This is a genomic window from Rhizobium sp. JAB6 (assembly GCF_003024605.1).
Lineage (GTDB): Bacteria > Pseudomonadota > Alphaproteobacteria > Rhizobiales > Rhizobiaceae > Rhizobium.
The window spans coordinates 147,304-162,112 of record NZ_PYJQ01000005.1 but is presented as its reverse complement, the minus strand read 5'-3'; the positions used below and the strand labels follow the sequence as shown (position 1 = coordinate 162,112).

The following is a 14,809-nucleotide window of genomic DNA, read 5'->3' as shown; positions in this document are numbered from 1 at the left end:
GTCAGCCGCGTTTGCGCGAGATCAACAATCCGATCGCGGTCCCCGTCAACGCGGATACCACGATCAGCAGGTGAGCATTGATGCTCGCCTGTGCGAGATTTTCGATTGCCTGCTTGGCACTCGAAGCCCCGAAGGCCATGGCGCCGGCGGTAATGCCGGCCGGATAGGTGCCGACCCCGCCGGGCGCATGCACGGGCAGGACGGAGGATAATTCGCCGCCGAGCGCGCCGCCGAAGCTTGCCGAAAGCGGCGTGACGTTCATCAAGCCGAGCGCCCAGGCGAGCACCACGACCTTGACCAGCCAGTTGACGATGGTCGTCAGCCAGGCGCGCGCAAAGGCGCTCGCATCAACCGGCAGGCCGCGCTCCAGCTCATGCACCAGCCCTTGCGCCTTCTTTGGCAAGGTGCGGGCGGCAAGGCGGATCAGCGGCCGGCGGGAGGCGAAGCCTGCGACCGGCAGCAGCAGGAAAGCCGCCCACAGGATCCAGGCCACGACATGATAGGGCGAAGCCAGCGCAAGGCCGACGCCGGCCGCGGCCAGCAGCGCATGCAGGTCGAGCAGCCGCATGACAAACAGCGCCGAAGTTCCCCGCGCCAGAGGAATGCCGAATTCGGAGCGCATCAGCACCGGGAAGCTGGTTTCCCCCGTTCGGAACGGCATCATAATGTTCAGCAGGTTATGGACCTGCGTCACGCGGAACAGCGCCGCGAAATGGCCCGATGTTTCCTTCGGGAAATAATCATAGATGCGCCAGGTGCGCAGGAAATAGGTGCCGGTCAGAAGCGCGAGCGCTAGAAGGATCGGCAAGGCGCCGACCTTGCCCCATTGCGCCAGGATCGAGGTCCAGCCCCAGAACCATTCGATGAAGGCGGCGTAGGCAAGGACGACCGCGAGCGTCAGCAGCGTCATTCGGTTGCGAATAAACCAATTCTGTCGGCTGGCAACCGTCGGAGTCTTCATGTAGTTAGGGCACCCAAATGCGAGCGGAAGGCTGAAACCGGACTTTTCGCTCGTTTCGTCCGGCAGGTACTGCCGGTCTTTTAGGAGAAAGAAGTGTTGCAGACAACGGCAGAGTCGACCCTCCCCCAGGCCGATCCGGCAAGCCCTCTCGAGCTTTCACTGGTCGTGCCTGTCTTCAACGAGGAAGAAAGCGTCGGACCGCTTATTGATCGCATCTGTGCCGCCATGCGTGGATTTGGCAAATCCTGGGAGCTGATCCTGGTCGATGACGGCAGCACGGACGCGACACTCGTCAATGCCCGCCGGTCGCTTTCGCAAGAAGGGCTGACGCTGCGCATCGTCGAGCTTCAGCGCAATTTTGGTCAGACGGCCGCCATGCAGGCCGGCATCGATGCGGCGAACGGCCGTCTCATCGCCACCATGGACGGCGATCTGCAGAACGACCCGAAGGACATTCCTTCGATGGTCGAGGAGCTGGAGCGGCGGCAGCTCGATCTGCTCGTCGGCTGGCGCAAGAACCGCCAGGACGGCCTTCTCCTGCGCAAGATTCCCTCCTGGTGTGCCAACTACCTGATCGGCCGCATCACCGGCGTCAAGCTGCACGATTATGGCTGCAGCCTGAAGATCTATCGCTCTTCCATCATCAAGCAGGTGAAGCTGATGGGAGAGATGCACCGTTTCATCCCCGCCTGGGTCGCCGGCGTCGTGCCGAGCTCGCGCATCGGCGAAGTCCCGGTCACCCACCATGCCCGCCAGCACGGCACCTCGAAATACGGGATCTCACGCACCTTCCGCGTCATCCTCGATCTGCTGTCGGTAATGTTTTTCATGCGCTACAAGGCGCGGCCTGGCCACTTCTTCGGCTCGCTCGGCCTCGGCCTCGGCGCACTTGCAGGCGTCATCCTGCTGTGGCTCTTCATCGACAAGTTCATCTTCGGCGACGATATCGGCAGCCGCCCGCTGCTGATGGTCGGTGTCGTGCTGCTCTTGTCGTCGGTACAGATGATCACGACAGGCATCCTCGCCGAAATGATCGCACGCATCTATTATCGCGACGATCTCTCGCCGAATTACATCGTGCGCAAGATCTTCGATCGAGATCATCAGGACGTCTAAGCTCCGGTCGATCGACCGGCGCTGGCGAAGCTACGATCTCACCTCAGCCCAAACGGCATCGAGCGCGCCACGCGCGATCCGCACCATGGCGTCCACTTCCTCATGGCTGATAATGAGCGGCGGCGAGGCCAGCATGCGGTCGCGGGTGGCGCGCAGCACCAGGCCATTTGCCAAAGCATGATTGCGCACGGCAGACCCTATCGCATCCGGCTTTTCGAAGCGCCGGCGCGTGGATTTATCGGCAGCAAGCTGTAGGCCGCCCATCAAGCCGATGCTGACGGCTTCGCCGGCCATATCGTGATCGCCAAGACTGCCCCAAGCCTTGGCAAAGTAAGGACCGATATCGTCGCGCACACGCTCGACCAGCCTTTCCTCCTCGATAATCCGCAGATTTTCGATGGCCGCTACCGCACAGACCGGATGGCCGGAATAGGTAAAGCCATGATTGAATTCACCGACCTCATTGATCAGCACATCGGCGATGCGATCGCTGACGAGCACGCCGCCGATCGGCAGATAGCCAGATGACAGTCCCTTGGCGATCGGCGCGAGATCGGGCTCGACGCCGAAATGCTGGTGGCCGAACCATGCGCCGAGACGGCCGAAGCCGCAGATCACTTCATCGCAGACGAGCAGGATGTTCCTTGCCTTGCAGATGCGCGCGATCTCGGGCCAATAGGTGGACGGCGGGATGATGACGCCGCCGGCACCCTGCACCGGCTCGGCGACGAAGGCTGCGACGTTATCCTCGCCCAATTCGTCAATCTTGGCTTCGAGCTCGCGCGCAATCTTCAGGCCGAATTCCTCCGGCGAGAGATCGCCGCCCTCGGCATACCAATAGGGCTGGCCGATATGGACGACGCCAGGGATCGGCAGGTCGCCCTGCTCGTGCATGTATTTCATGCCGCCCATGCTGGCGCCGGCGACCGTCGAGCCGTGATAGCCGTTCTTGCGCGCGATGATGGTCTTCTTCGTCGGCTTACCCACCGCGCCCCAATAGACCCTCGCCATGCGGAACCAGGTGTCGTTTGCCTCGGAGCCGGAATTGGTGAAGAAGACATGGTTGAACTCCGGTCCGGCATGGGCGCAGACCTTCTCGGCGAGAAGCGTCGCCGGCGTTGTCGTGGTGCCGAAGAAGGTGTTGTAATAAGGCAGCTCGTTCATCTGCCTGGCAACAGCATCACCGATTTCAGTGCGGCCGTAGCCGATGTTCACGCACCAGAGGCCGGCAAAGCCATCCAGATACTTCCGCCCTTCCGCATCGAAAATATAGACACCCTCGCCGCGCTGGATGATGCGGGCGCCATCGGCGTTGAGCTTGCGCATATCAGCGAAAGGATGGAGGTGATGGGCAGCATCGAGGGCGGCGAGATTGGAGCGGCTTGGTGTATCGGACATGCCTATTTCGAACCCTCTTTGAATTTGCATTTGTCAGGCAAGTCTTTCAACGCCGCCATTATGTGCCCGGCCTCTCACCCCAGCCCGACTTGACTGCAAGCTATCTTGGTTTACGACCATGCCGTGAGCATGGAGGATTTACAAGAGCATGACCGCCGGCAACGCAACCGAAGGTAACGCGCGCATCGAAGTGCTGATCTCGGACATGAACGGCCGCCTGCGCGGCAAGCAGATCCCGATTTCAGCCGAAAAGAAGGTCTGGTCGGGCGCCGTGCGGCTGCCGACCTCGACACAATCGCTCGATATCTGGGGTGACGACAATGACGATATCACCGGCCTGTCGCTCACCATCGGGGATCCGGACGGCACCTGCGTTGCCGATCGGCGCACGCTGGTGGACATGCCCTGGGCGCCGGCGGGATCGAAGCAGGTGCTGGCCACCATGCACGAGCTCGACGGCAGCCCGAGCTTTCAGGACCCGCGCGCCATCCTTTCCGCCGTAATCGATCGCTATACGGCGCTCGGCTTGACACCCGTCATCGCGACCGAGCTGGAATTCTATCTGCTTGCCGGTGACTGGCGTGAGAAAGGCGTCCCCTCGCCGCCGGCAGCCTTGACTTACCGGGGCGAGCCGAACGGCTTTCAGCTCTATGACATGGATGCCCTCGATCTCCTTGACGACTACCTTGAAACGCTGCGCGCCTATGCGCGGGCACAGGGCTTGCCGGCGGATGCGACGACGGCGGAATTCGGTCCCGGTCAGTTCGAAGTGAACCTGCTGCATCGCCCCGCGCTGGCGGCGGCAGACGATTGCATCATGCTGAAGCGGGTGGCGGAACAGGCGGCGCGAAAGCACGGGCTGAAGTCGACCTGCATGGCCAAACCCTATACCGACCATGCCGGCTCGGGGCTGCATGTGCATGCGAGCATCATCGACGCTCAAGGGCGTAATGTCCTCGATGCCGCGGGCGGCGAGCCGAAGAGACTGAAGTCGATCTGCGCAGGTCTGCTGCAGACGCTGCAGGACGCGCAGCTGGTCTTTGCGCCCTATGCCAATTCCTACCGCCGTTTCCAGCCAGGCTCCTTTGCCCCCGTCGATCTGACCTGGGGCTTCGGTCATCGCGGCACTGCGGTGCGTATTCCGGAGAAGGATGGGCCGGGCGCACGCATCGAACACCGTGTCGCCGGAGCGGACGCCAATCCCTATCTGATGCTGGCGGCGATCCTTGGCGGCATGCTGCTCGGATTGGAGAATGAACTGGATCCCGGTGAGGAATCGACGCCCGCCTATATACCGACCGATGCGCCAAAGCTGACTCATGATCTTCTCACGGCCGTCGAGCGCTTCCGTGCCTCCGCCTTTATTGCCGACATTTTCGGCGAGCGGTATCAGAAGCTCTACGGCGATACGAAGCATAAGGAAGCGATCCGTTATCTGCGCAGCGTTTCCGATTTCGACTATCGAACCTACCTGCCCGGCCTTTGATCGTGTTCAAATAGCGACGCTGTCAACGGCACCCTCACGGGCAACGCTGGCGGCAGTTCCTTCACCGACCATTACCTTAAGTTCGCCTGGATGGACCTTGAGGGTCACGTTGCGCTCGAGAGGCAGCAACTCGCCATCCATCACGCAGTTGGCGAGCTGGCGCAGTTTCGGGAAATGTAGATGCACCTCCGGGGCGTGCATGACCATGACGTCGGCATTCTCACGAAACCGGCCGCGCAGCATGTCGATGGCAAGCCTGGCGACGCCGAGCGGCCGCAGCGGCTTTGCGGTATAGAAGCCCAACTCGCCGCTGCGCAGGCTATCGGCATAAAGCAGCGCATTGGCGCCGAATGGATTGTTGGAAACGGAGATGGCCGAGACATGCCGGCGCTCGCGAACGCCGCCGACCTCGAAGTCCACGTCGAATTCCGGCGGATTGGCAATGACGCCGAAGGCCGCACGCGTGCTGGCCGACATCTTTCCGATGCGCGAGCGATAGGTGTAGCCATTGCGATAGCGGACCATGCGCGCATGCAAGCCTGCGGAAAACTGATGGATGAAGGCGCGGCCGTTGGCGCTGCCGATATCGACGTTATCGACCTCGCCCGTCGCAAGCACGTTCAGCGTCTGCCATATGTCGAGCGGCAGGCGCAGAGAACGGGCAAATAGATTCATGGTGCCGGCCGGAATGACGCCGAGAGCGACGCCGTTTTTCCAGGCAATGGCGGCGGCCGCCGAAATGGTGCCGTCGCCGCCGCCTGCGACGATCCCGTCAATATCGTCACGACGCGCGGCACGCTCCATCGCCGACACGACGTTGCGCCCCTCGACGACAACAGCTTCGAAATCGTGACCAGCCTCGCGGAAGACCTGCTCCGCTTTCCTTTCATAGGCAGCCATATCAGTCGTGCGGAACGTTCCGCCATCGCGATTGAAAAAGCCGATCAACTTCATTAGGGGCTCTCGGTCCTCCGCAAATTGTATCAGGGGCTGAGGCCCCGTGCGCTTCTTTTCAGATGGTTTTGGAGAGAACGATTTCAAGCGCTGTAGCCGTTTCGCCGAGATCGGCTGCAGCGTACTTATGCATGATCCGACATGCTGCACTGCAAGAAATGCACGCGACACATGCGCCTCAATCATTGATAGTATCAACCGAGGCATGTCCGTGCCTCGCCAGTCCCATATCCCAGTTTGATACATCGAACGCCGCGTGACCGGAGTTTGCTGCCCATTGAGGCATTGATCTTCGTGTGTCGCCCAAGGAGTTTTCGTGAGCGATATTGCCGTCGAGGTTCTCGATACCCAAACCTCCCTGGAAACGCCATCCCGCACTGCCGTCGCGCTTGTAACCCTGGCACTGGCCGTCGGCAGCTTCGGTATTGGAACAGGCGAATTCGTCATCATGGGGCTTCTGCCCGAGGTCGCCAGCACCTTCGGGGTCACCACGCCGCAAGCGGGCCATGTCATCAGCGCCTATGCGCTCGGCGTCGTCGTCGGCGCGCCTGTCATTGCCGTGCTTGCCGCCAAGATGGCGCGCCGCACGCTGCTGCTCTTGATGATGGCGATCTTTGCCGCCGGCAATATTTCCAGCGCTTTTGCGCCGACCTTCGAAAGCTTCACGGCGCTGCGCTTCATCACCGGCCTGCCGCATGGCGCCTATTTCGGCGTGGCGGCGCTGGTTGCCGCCTCCATGGTGCCGGTCCATCGCCGCGTGCGCGCCGTCGGCCAGGTCATGCTTGGCCTCACGATCGCGACGCTGATCGGCACGCCGGTCGCCACCTTCCTCGGCCAGCTTCTGAATTGGCGCGCAGCATTCATGATGGTGGGCGCTATCGGCCTTGCCACCATGATGCTGATCGCCCTCTTCCTCCCCAAGGACAGGGTCGAGGAAGGCGCCAGCATCGCCCGCGAGCTCGGTGCGCTGACGCGCATCCAGGTCTGGCTTTCGCTCGGCGTCGCCGCCGTCGGCTTCGGCGGGATGTTTTCGATCTTCAGCTATGTTGCCACGACGACGACCGAGGTCGCCGGCCTCGGCACCGCCATGGTGCCGGTCGTGCTTGCGCTCTTCGGTATCGGCATGAATGTCGGCAACATCGTCGGCTCTCGCCTTGGCGACATCTCGATCAAGGGAACGATCGGCGGCATGATGATCTTCAACATCGTCATCATGACGCTCTTCTCGCTGACAGCGGCCAACTCCATCATGCTCTGCATCTGCGTCTTCCTGATCGGCTGCGGCTTTGCAGCCTGTCCGGCCGTGCAGACGCGGCTGATGGATGTGGCCGCCGATGCCCAGACGCTTGCCGCCGCCTCCAATCACTCCGCCTTCAACATCGCCAATGCGCTCGGCGCCTGGCTGGGCGGTCTGGTAATCTCCTGGGGCTTCACGGCTGCCGCCACCGGCTATGTCGGCGCGGTCCTTTCCGTCGCAGGCCTTGCCGTCTTCGCCGTTTCAGTTGGCCTGGAGCGCCGCCCCGGGCGTGCATGACATGCCAGGGGCGCCCAGCTGCTGGCGCCCGTCATGGCAAAATACATTCTCCTCGCCCCAGACAGCCATCGCCTTGATGATCGGCCCGAGGCTGGCGCCAAGCGGCGTTAGCGCATAATCGACGCGCGGCGGCACGACCGGAAAGACGGTGCGCGATAGCAGTCCGGATTCTTCCAATTCCCGTAATTGCTTGGTCAGCATGCGCTGCGTCACCGATGGCAGCTTGCGGCGGATTTCGTTGAAGCGCAGCGTCCCTTCCATAAGGTGAAACAGGATCACGCCCTTCCATTTGCCATCGAGCAGGCTTAGCGTCGCCTCGACCGGGCAGCCCGGGAAATTCTTGACCAGTTTGGAACGCGGAACCGACATCGATAGTATCCTTTTTGTACCTACGTACAGAAATTGTGCATTCTTGCGCCTTTTAACGATAATGCGCATCTAGCCTCTGTGCAACAAAACCAGGAGCTTCTCCCATGCGCGCAGTCGCCTACAAGCAACCGCAACCCATCTCCGCGGAGACATCGCTGATCGACATCGAACTGCCGACGCCCGAGGCAAAGGGTCATGACCTGCTGGTCGAGGTGAAAGCGGTTTCCGTCAATCCGGTCGATGTCAAAATCCGTGCCAATGTCGCCCCGCCGGAGGGTGAATACAAGATCATCGGCTGGGATGCTGCAGGCATCGTCAAAGCAGTCGGGCCCGACGTCACCATGTTCAAGCCGGGAGACGAAGTCTTCTATGCGGGCGCCATCAATCGCGGCGGCTCAAATGCCGAATTTCATCTTGTCGATGAGCGCATTGTCGGCGCCAAACCGAAGGGCCTCGATTTTCCAGCAGCCGCCGCGCTACCGCTGACTTCGATCACCGCCTATGAAACGCTGTTTGACCGCCTGAAAGTGCAAGACCCGGTTCCCGGGGCCACCAATGCCATCCTCATCATCGGCGGGGCCGGAGGCGTAGGCTCGATTGCCATCCAGATCGCCCGCGCGCTGACCGATCTCACCGTCATCGCAACGGCATCGCGGCCGGAAACGCAGGCTTGGGTGAAGGAACTCGGCGCCCATTACGTTATCGATCACTCGAAGCCGCTTGCGCCACAGATCGAAGCGCTCGGCATCGGCGCACCCGCCTTCGTCTTCTCGACGACGAACACGTCAGACCATATCGGCTCGATCATCGAAGCCATCACGCCGCAAGGCCGCTTCGCCCTGATCGATGATCCGAAGACGCTCGATGTCGTGCCGTTCAAGCGAAAGGCGGTATCGATCCATTGGGAACTGATGTTCACCCGTCCGCTCTTCAACACCGCCGACATGATCGAGCAGCACAAGCTGCTGACCAAGGTCGCGGAACTGGTGGATGCCGGCAAGATCAGGTCGACCCTGACGGAGACCGCGGGTACGATCAACGCGGCCAATCTGAAGAAGGCGCATGCCCTCATTGAAACCGGCAAGGTGAAGGGCAAGGTCGTTCTCGCAGGTTTCTGAGCGGTCAATATTCTCGACGGGGCGCCGGGCGGATGTCGTCCGGCCGCTTTGTTTTAACGCATTTGCACCAGGTTTTGATGCATCGCAAAAATTTGCAGCCGCCTAAACAAAATTTTATCGCAGGAACGAGCGTTTAGGCTCTGCAGCCTCTTGACTTTTCATGCCTTCGGCGCGACTTCTCCGCACATGGGGAACAGCGTTTTCCATACCGATCAACCGGAGCCATCTTTCGATGCCTAGCGACAGTAGTAGTCGATTGCCTTTGCCGTCAGTAGCATTCGTGCACTAACCGACTCCTGTCGGCTCGCCACGATCCGCTACGACGGCGGATCGACCGGAAAGGCGAGCTATAATGAACATCAACAGCTTTCCCGCGCGGGCCGGCAATGCCGCTCGTGCATTCATCAATAACAATCGCGCCGTCACCATTGCGGAGCGCGTCGAGGCTCTGAACGCAACAGACGTGGCAGAGGCTGCCCGCATTCTGGCCAAAATGCCGGAAGAGCGTGCCGTGCGCATTCTCGACCGGCCGGAACTGCGCAACGCACCCGCCATTCTCGAAGTCATGGGCAATGCAGACGCTGCGCGCCTGCTGCATGGCATGTCCAACGACCGCGTCGCCGACGTGCTGCTTGAGATGGATGTCGATACCCGCGCCCGCCTCTTCGCGACGTTCGACGAGCAAGCAAGGCAGGCGATTCAGGGCCTGATGGGCTATCCGCCGCGCACGGCAGGCGGCATCATGACGACGGAATTCGTCAGCGTTTTCGCAAGCTGGACCGTGGCCCAGACGCTCGACCACGTTCGCCAGGTCGAGCGCTCCCGCGAAACGGTCTACGCCATCTATGTTCTCGACGACGAAACGCATGTGCTGCTGCACGTCGTGACGCTGCGCCGCCTCATCACCGGTGACCCGGATGCCTGTATCCTGACCGTCGCCCAGAAGGGCGTGCCAGTCACGGCACCGCCGCTGATGAAGCAGGAGGACGTCGCGCGCCTGATTCGCCGCCACGATCTGCTGGCGCTGCCGGTTGTCGACGACAAGGGGCATATGCTCGGCATCGTCACGGTCGACGACGTCATCGACACGATGATCGCCGATACGACCGAAGACGCCCAGAAGTTCGGTGGTATGGAGGCCCTCGGCCAGCCCTATATGAAGATCAGCTTTACGGGCATGATCCGCAAGCGCGCCGGCTGGCTGGCAGCCCTCTTCCTCGGCGAAATGCTGACGGCGAGCGCCATGCAGCATTTCGAAGGCGAGCTGGAAAAGGCTGTCGTGCTGACGCTCTTCATCCCGCTCATCATGAGCTCGGGCGGCAATTCCGGCTCGCAGGCGACGTCGCTGATCATCCGGGCGCTGGCGCTCGGCGAACTCAAGCTCTCCGACTGGTGGCGCGTGGCGTTCCGCGAGCTGCCGACGGGCATCGTGCTCGGCGCGATCCTCGGCCTCGTCGGCTTCGCCCGTATCGTGCTCTGGCAAAGCCTCGGCCTCTTCAACTACGGTCCGCACTGGCAGTTGGTCGCTCTCACGGTTTTCGCTGCCCTAATCGGCATCGTCACCTTCGGTTCGCTCGCCGGCTCGATGCTGCCATTCGCTTTGCAGAAGCTGCGGCTCGATCCCGCCAGCGCATCGGCACCTTTCGTCGCGACGCTGGTCGATGTCACAGGCCTGGTGATCTATTTCTCGGTCGCGCTGCTGATCCTCAGCGGCACGATGCTCTGAGAATAATCAGACTCCCATCGCAGAGGGGCCGGCGACGGCCCCTTTTGTGTTTTCACTCCGGCTGTTTCAGTCAGGCTGGGGCAATTTCAGAGCGCCATTGGTCTTGATGGTGCGGATCGCGAAGTTCGAGCGCAGATCGACCACGCCAGGAAGCACCAGAAGCTTTTCCGACATTACCTTCTCATAGGCCGCCAGATCCTCCACCACGACTTCCGCCAGGAAATCGGCCGTGCCTGAAATCAAATGGCAGGCGACCACTTCCGGAATGGCGAGCAATGCTGCCTGCTGTGTCTCGGAATTCTCTTTCGAGTGCTGGCCGACCTTGAGCTCCACGAAGACCGTTAGGCCGAGGCCAGCCTGCTTGCGGTCGATATCTGCCCGGTAGCCGCGCAAGAGGCCGGATTTTTCCAGATTGCGGATGCGCCTGAGGCAGGGTGACGGCGAGAGATTGACGCGCTCGGCAATCTCGACATTGGTGGCGCGCGCATCCTCCTGAAGGCAATTGAGGATTGCAATATCGAATTTATCCAGTTTTGGCATATCCGGGAAACTCAATCATTTATTTTGGCAGAACATTGCTCATAGCACGATTTTGGAGCCACAACTAGCAAGGACATGCCTCGGCCTTCGGCGCTATCTTTTCTTCATTCGAAAGATAACCGGATCGTTGGAAAGGATATGTCGATGACCGCTTTGTCTCTCTCCACCCGCAAGGCACCCCCCACCATGGTCGGCTATGCCGGCGCCATAGTCACCGTCTTGATTTGGGCAAACTGGATTCTTGCCACCCGTCATACCGCCGAAACGCAGATGGGCACCATCGACCTCGGCCTGATCCGTTACGGCGTACCGGCCCTGGTGCTGGCCCCCATCTGGTGGAAGACAGGCCTGCTGCCGAAGGGCGTGCCTCTGAAGCTGCTGGCGCTGATGGTCTGCGGCTCCGGCGCCCTCTTCTTTCAGCTCACCACGCTTGCCATCCAATTCACGCCGGCCTCGTCGGCCGGCGTCCTGCTCGGCGGCTCCATGCCCCTGGCAACCGCCCTGATCGGTGTGCTCTTGTTTCGCGAGCGGCTTGATATCACCCGCTGGCTCGGCCTTGGCGGCATCGTCGCCGGCGTCGTGATCCTGCTTGCCCGCAGCCTCTATGGCGTGCATATCTCCTGGGAGGGCTTTACCCTGCTGCCGCTGTCGGCCGTGCTCTGGGCAACCTACACTCACGCCTTCCGCCGCTCAGGCCTCAGCGCCGTCCAATCGAGCGCCATCATCGCCGTCTGGTCGTTGCTGATCCATGTCGGCCTGGCCGCCATCTTCGGCAACTCGCTTGCCTCCGTGCCGCTGCCGGAAATCGGGCTGCAGATCGTCAGCCAAGGGTTGCTGTCGGGCCTTGCCGCCACGCTTGCCTATGGTCTTGCCGTCCAGGCTCTCGGGGGCACGCAGGCCGCAGCCTTTACCGCCATCACCCCCGTTCTTGCCACGATCGGCGGCGGCTTTCTGCTCGGCGAGGAAATCGGACTGACCGGTATTGCGGCCGCAATCGTTACGGGACTTGGGGTGGCACTTTCGACCGGCGTGCTGGCCCGGAAGGCCGTCCAGCACTAAATCGCATCTTGCCGAGATATGGAGCGGTTCAGCGAAGTGCTGAGCCGCTCTTTCTATTTGCCCCTGAATTCATGAAACCAGGATCAAAATCGCAGCGCCATGGCCACACGCCTGGCCGGATCGGCGCCGTGGGCCAATTCATTCTCCAGGATCTGCGTGAGAACGGCCGGCCTGTCCTCGTCATCCAGGATACGAAACCCCATCGAGGCATAGAACGGCGCGTTGAAGGCCACCTGCCGGTCTGTCGTCAGAGTGACGCCTGCCGCATCTTGAGCCCTGGCCGCTTCAATCGCAGCTTCCATCAGCCGGCGTCCGACGCCTCGCTTCTGCCAACGCCTGACGACATCGAGTTCGGCAATATGAACCGAGCCGTCCTTGCGGATGCCCGCGAGGAAACCGAATGGCCGGTCATTGCCATCGACGGCAACGAACAGCAAGTCTTGCGCAAGGGATTGTTCCAGTACCTCGAGAGGTAGCGACGTCGGCTCGCAGGCGACCGCGCCGGCCTCATGCAGAGCCCAGAAGGCATCGATCTCGATGGTAGCGAGCAGATGCAGTTCGTCGGCCCTGGCCGAACGGATCGTCCAGGCGCCTTGTTCGATCTCCGTCATCGCATCTCACATATTCGGATAGACCGGCCCTTCGCCGCCCTGCGGGGGAACCCAGTTGATGTTCTGGTTCGGGTCCTTGATGTCGCAGGTCTTGCAGTGGACGCAGTTCTGGGCATTGATGACGTAGGTGTCCTCGCCGTCCTTCTCCACCCATTCATAGACGCCGGCCGGACAGTAGCGCGTCGACGGACCGGCATAGATGTCATGTTCCGACCTCTTCTGCAGGTCCATGTCCCTGACCTGCAGATGCACCGGCTGGTCTTCCTCGTGGTTGGTGTTCGACAGGAACACCGAGGAGAGACGGTCGAAGGTCAGGACGCCGTCCGGCTTCGGATAGTCGATCTTCCTGTGCTGGGCCGCAGGCTCCAGCGAGGCGGCATCCGTCTTGCCATGCTTCAGCGTACCGAAGAAGGAGAAGCCGAGGAGCTGGTTCGTCCACATGTCCAGGCCGCCGAGCGCCACGCCGATCGCCGTGCCGAACTTCGACCAGAGCGGCTTGACGTTCCGCACCCGCTTCAGATCCCTCCCAATGTCGGACTGGCGCCATTCGTTCTCGATCTCGATCACCTCGTCGTTGCTGCGACCGGCGGCGATCGCCTCGGCGATCCTGTCGGCCGCCAGCATGCCGGACAGCACCGCATTGTGGCTGCCCTTGATGCGGGGAACGTTGACGAAGCCGGCCGAGCAGCCGATCAACGCACCGCCCGGGAAGGTCAGCTTCGGCACCGACTGCCACCCGCCTTCGGTGATGGCGCGCGCACCATAGGAGATGCGCTTGCCGCCTTCGAAAGTGCTCCGGATCGCCGGATGCGTCTTGAAACGCTGGAATTCCTCGAAGGGGTAGAGATAGGGGTTCTTGTAGTTCAGGTGGACGACGAAGCCGACGGCGACCAGATTGTCCTCCAGATGATAGAGGAAGGAGCCGCCGCCCGTCTTCATGCCGAGAGGCCAGCCGAAGGAATGCTGCACGAGACCCTGTCTATGGTTTTCGGGCTTGACTTCCCAAAGCTCCTTGATGCCGATGCCGAATTTCGGCACGTCGCGGTCCCGCGCGAGATCGAACTTGGCAATGAGCTGCTTGGCAAGCGAGCCGCGCACGCCTTCGCCGATCAGCACATATTTGCCGAGCAGCACCATGCCGCGGGTATAGTTCGGGCCGGGTTCGCCATTCTTCTCGATGCCCATGTCGCCGGTTGCGACACCGATGACGGCGCCTTCGTCGTTATAGAGCACTTCGGTCGCTGCAAAGCCCGGATAGATTTCGACGCCCAAGGCTTCGGCCTTTTCGGCCAGCCAGCGACAGACGTTGCCGAGCGAGACGATGTAATTGCCGTGATTGTTCATCAGCGGCGGCATCAGGAAATTCGGCAGGCGGATGGAACCGGCAGGTCCCAGGAACAGGAAGTGATCGTCCTTCACTTCCGTCTTGAAGGGATGCCCCTCTTCTTCGCGCCAGCCCGGCAGCAGTCGGTCGATGCCGATCGGGTCGACGACTGCGCCCGACAGGATATGGGCGCCGACTTCGGCTCCCTTCTCGAGCACGACGACAGTCAGATCCGGGTTGATCTGCTTCAGCCGGATCGCAGCCGACAGGCCCGCGGGACCCGCGCCGACAATCACAACGTCGAATTCCATGCTCTCGCGTTCCGGCAGCTCGTTCGCCTCAGTCATTCATCTTCTCCGCTTGGCCGGCGTCCGATGATCTCGGACCGCGACCTCATCCCCTTTGGGCGTCTTCCCCGTTTCGTTTATCTCTTGTCAAAATGGGAAGGGATTGTCGAGCCGGGAAGCGACAGGCAATCCCCCAATTTGCCCAGCACGCAAAACAAGTTAAGTTACTCTTACGTCAACGTCAATATTTTGACGCTATCTACGGTCGTCTGCAAAGTGCGTCTTCCATAGTCGTCCGATGGGGCCTTATAAATGGCGCTCAGGCA

At 61.4% G+C, this 14,809-nt stretch carries 13 protein-coding genes; 6 read left to right on the top strand and 7 right to left on the bottom strand.

Going from position 1 to position 14,809, the window contains the following annotated elements:
- Position 1 precedes the first annotated feature (1 nt).
- Positions 2 to 961, bottom strand: a complete 960-nt coding sequence (locus tag C7U61_RS06600) for a lysylphosphatidylglycerol synthase domain-containing protein (RefSeq protein ID WP_106997358.1) — start codon at positions 959 to 961, stop codon at positions 2 to 4.
- Positions 962 to 1,057: 96 nt separating this feature from the next.
- On the opposite strand from C7U61_RS06600, the gene C7U61_RS06595 reads away from it, so the two are divergent.
- On the top strand, positions 1,058 to 2,077 hold the full coding sequence (locus C7U61_RS06595; RefSeq protein ID WP_181315819.1) for a glycosyltransferase family 2 protein: 1,020 nt from the start codon (positions 1,058 to 1,060) through the stop codon (positions 2,075 to 2,077).
- Positions 2,078 to 2,107: 30 nt separating this feature from the next.
- On the opposite strand, the gene C7U61_RS06590 is transcribed toward C7U61_RS06595, so the two are convergent.
- Positions 2,108 to 3,475: an aspartate aminotransferase family protein gene (locus tag C7U61_RS06590; protein ID WP_106997356.1), complete on the bottom strand. Its 1,368-nt coding sequence runs from the start codon at positions 3,473 to 3,475 to the stop codon at positions 2,108 to 2,110.
- A 148-nt stretch (positions 3,476 to 3,623) separates the two neighbouring features.
- On the opposite strand from C7U61_RS06590, the gene C7U61_RS06585 reads away from it, so the two are divergent.
- Positions 3,624 to 4,961, top strand: a complete 1,338-nt coding sequence (locus C7U61_RS06585; protein WP_106997355.1) for a glutamine synthetase family protein — start codon at positions 3,624 to 3,626, stop codon at positions 4,959 to 4,961.
- 6 nt (positions 4,962 to 4,967) lie between these two features.
- On the opposite strand, the gene C7U61_RS06580 is transcribed toward C7U61_RS06585, so the two are convergent.
- Positions 4,968 to 5,915 (bottom strand): diacylglycerol kinase family protein, encoded by a 948-nt coding sequence (locus C7U61_RS06580; RefSeq protein WP_106997354.1) that lies wholly within the window; start codon positions 5,913 to 5,915, stop codon positions 4,968 to 4,970.
- A gap of 325 nt (positions 5,916 to 6,240) precedes the next feature.
- Here C7U61_RS06580 and C7U61_RS06575 point away from each other — a divergent pair, with 325 nt between their 5' ends.
- Complete coding sequence (locus C7U61_RS06575; protein WP_245410770.1) at positions 6,241 to 7,449, top strand: MFS transporter; 1,209 nt, start codon at positions 6,241 to 6,243, stop codon at positions 7,447 to 7,449.
- On the opposite strand, the gene C7U61_RS06570 is transcribed toward C7U61_RS06575, so the two are convergent.
- Positions 7,414 to 7,818 (bottom strand): helix-turn-helix domain-containing protein, encoded by a 405-nt coding sequence (locus C7U61_RS06570; RefSeq protein WP_106997352.1) that lies wholly within the window; start codon positions 7,816 to 7,818, stop codon positions 7,414 to 7,416. The genes C7U61_RS06575 and C7U61_RS06570 overlap by 36 nt on opposite strands.
- A gap of 104 nt (positions 7,819 to 7,922) precedes the next feature.
- Between C7U61_RS06570 and C7U61_RS06565 the strand changes: the two genes are divergently transcribed.
- Positions 7,923 to 8,936: a zinc-binding alcohol dehydrogenase family protein gene (locus C7U61_RS06565; protein ID WP_106997351.1), complete on the top strand. Its 1,014-nt coding sequence runs from the start codon at positions 7,923 to 7,925 to the stop codon at positions 8,934 to 8,936.
- A 352-nt stretch (positions 8,937 to 9,288) separates the two neighbouring features.
- On the top strand, positions 9,289 to 10,662 hold the full coding sequence (gene mgtE, locus C7U61_RS06560) for a magnesium transporter (RefSeq protein ID WP_106997350.1): 1,374 nt from the start codon (positions 9,289 to 9,291) through the stop codon (positions 10,660 to 10,662).
- Between the two features lie 66 nt (positions 10,663 to 10,728).
- Here mgtE and C7U61_RS06555 read toward each other — a convergent pair whose 3' ends face one another.
- A complete protein-coding gene (locus tag C7U61_RS06555; protein ID WP_106997349.1) occupies positions 10,729 to 11,202 on the bottom strand; it encodes an Lrp/AsnC family transcriptional regulator in 474 nt (157 codons plus the stop codon).
- Between the two features lie 144 nt (positions 11,203 to 11,346).
- On the opposite strand from C7U61_RS06555, the gene C7U61_RS06550 reads away from it, so the two are divergent.
- Positions 11,347 to 12,261 (top strand): DMT family transporter, encoded by a 915-nt coding sequence (locus tag C7U61_RS06550; protein WP_106997694.1) that lies wholly within the window; start codon positions 11,347 to 11,349, stop codon positions 12,259 to 12,261.
- An 83-nt stretch (positions 12,262 to 12,344) separates the two neighbouring features.
- Here the strand turns inward: C7U61_RS06550 and C7U61_RS06545 are convergent, their stop codons facing one another.
- Both C7U61_RS06545 and C7U61_RS06540 read right to left on the bottom strand, forming a co-directional pair.
- Positions 12,345 to 12,872, bottom strand: a complete 528-nt coding sequence (locus C7U61_RS06545; RefSeq protein WP_106997348.1) for a GNAT family N-acetyltransferase — start codon at positions 12,870 to 12,872, stop codon at positions 12,345 to 12,347.
- Positions 12,873 to 12,878: 6 nt separating this feature from the next.
- On the bottom strand, positions 12,879 to 14,543 hold the full coding sequence (locus tag C7U61_RS06540) for an electron transfer flavoprotein-ubiquinone oxidoreductase (protein ID WP_106997347.1): 1,665 nt from the start codon (positions 14,541 to 14,543) through the stop codon (positions 12,879 to 12,881).
- Between the last annotated feature and the right edge of the window lie 266 nt (positions 14,544 to 14,809).

What these genes read in the sequence shown, in the direction of transcription:
- C7U61_RS06570 (WP_106997352.1), bottom strand. Translation starts at nt 7,818, where the DNA reads ATGTCGGTTCCGCGTTCCAAACTGGTCAAGAATTTCCCGGGCTGCCCG.
- C7U61_RS06550 (WP_106997694.1), top strand. Translation starts at nt 11,347, where the DNA reads ATGACCGCTTTGTCTCTCTCCACCCGCAAGGCACCCCCCACCATGGTC.
- C7U61_RS06585 (WP_106997355.1), top strand. Translation starts at nt 3,624, where the DNA reads ATGACCGCCGGCAACGCAACCGAAGGTAACGCGCGCATCGAAGTGCTG.
- C7U61_RS06545 (WP_106997348.1), bottom strand. Translation starts at nt 12,872, where the DNA reads ATGACGGAGATCGAACAAGGCGCCTGGACGATCCGTTCGGCCAGGGCC.
- mgtE (WP_106997350.1), top strand. Translation starts at nt 9,289, where the DNA reads ATGAACATCAACAGCTTTCCCGCGCGGGCCGGCAATGCCGCTCGTGCA.
- C7U61_RS06580 (WP_106997354.1), bottom strand. Translation starts at nt 5,915, where the DNA reads ATGAAGTTGATCGGCTTTTTCAATCGCGATGGCGGAACGTTCCGCACG.
- C7U61_RS06590 (WP_106997356.1), bottom strand. Translation starts at nt 3,475, where the DNA reads ATGTCCGATACACCAAGCCGCTCCAATCTCGCCGCCCTCGATGCTGCC.
- C7U61_RS06565 (WP_106997351.1), top strand. Translation starts at nt 7,923, where the DNA reads ATGCGCGCAGTCGCCTACAAGCAACCGCAACCCATCTCCGCGGAGACA.
- C7U61_RS06555 (WP_106997349.1), bottom strand. Translation starts at nt 11,202, where the DNA reads ATGCCAAAACTGGATAAATTCGATATTGCAATCCTCAATTGCCTTCAG.
- C7U61_RS06600 (WP_106997358.1), bottom strand. Translation starts at nt 961, where the DNA reads ATGAAGACTCCGACGGTTGCCAGCCGACAGAATTGGTTTATTCGCAAC.
- C7U61_RS06540 (WP_106997347.1), bottom strand. Translation starts at nt 14,543, where the DNA reads ATGACTGAGGCGAACGAGCTGCCGGAACGCGAGAGCATGGAATTCGAC.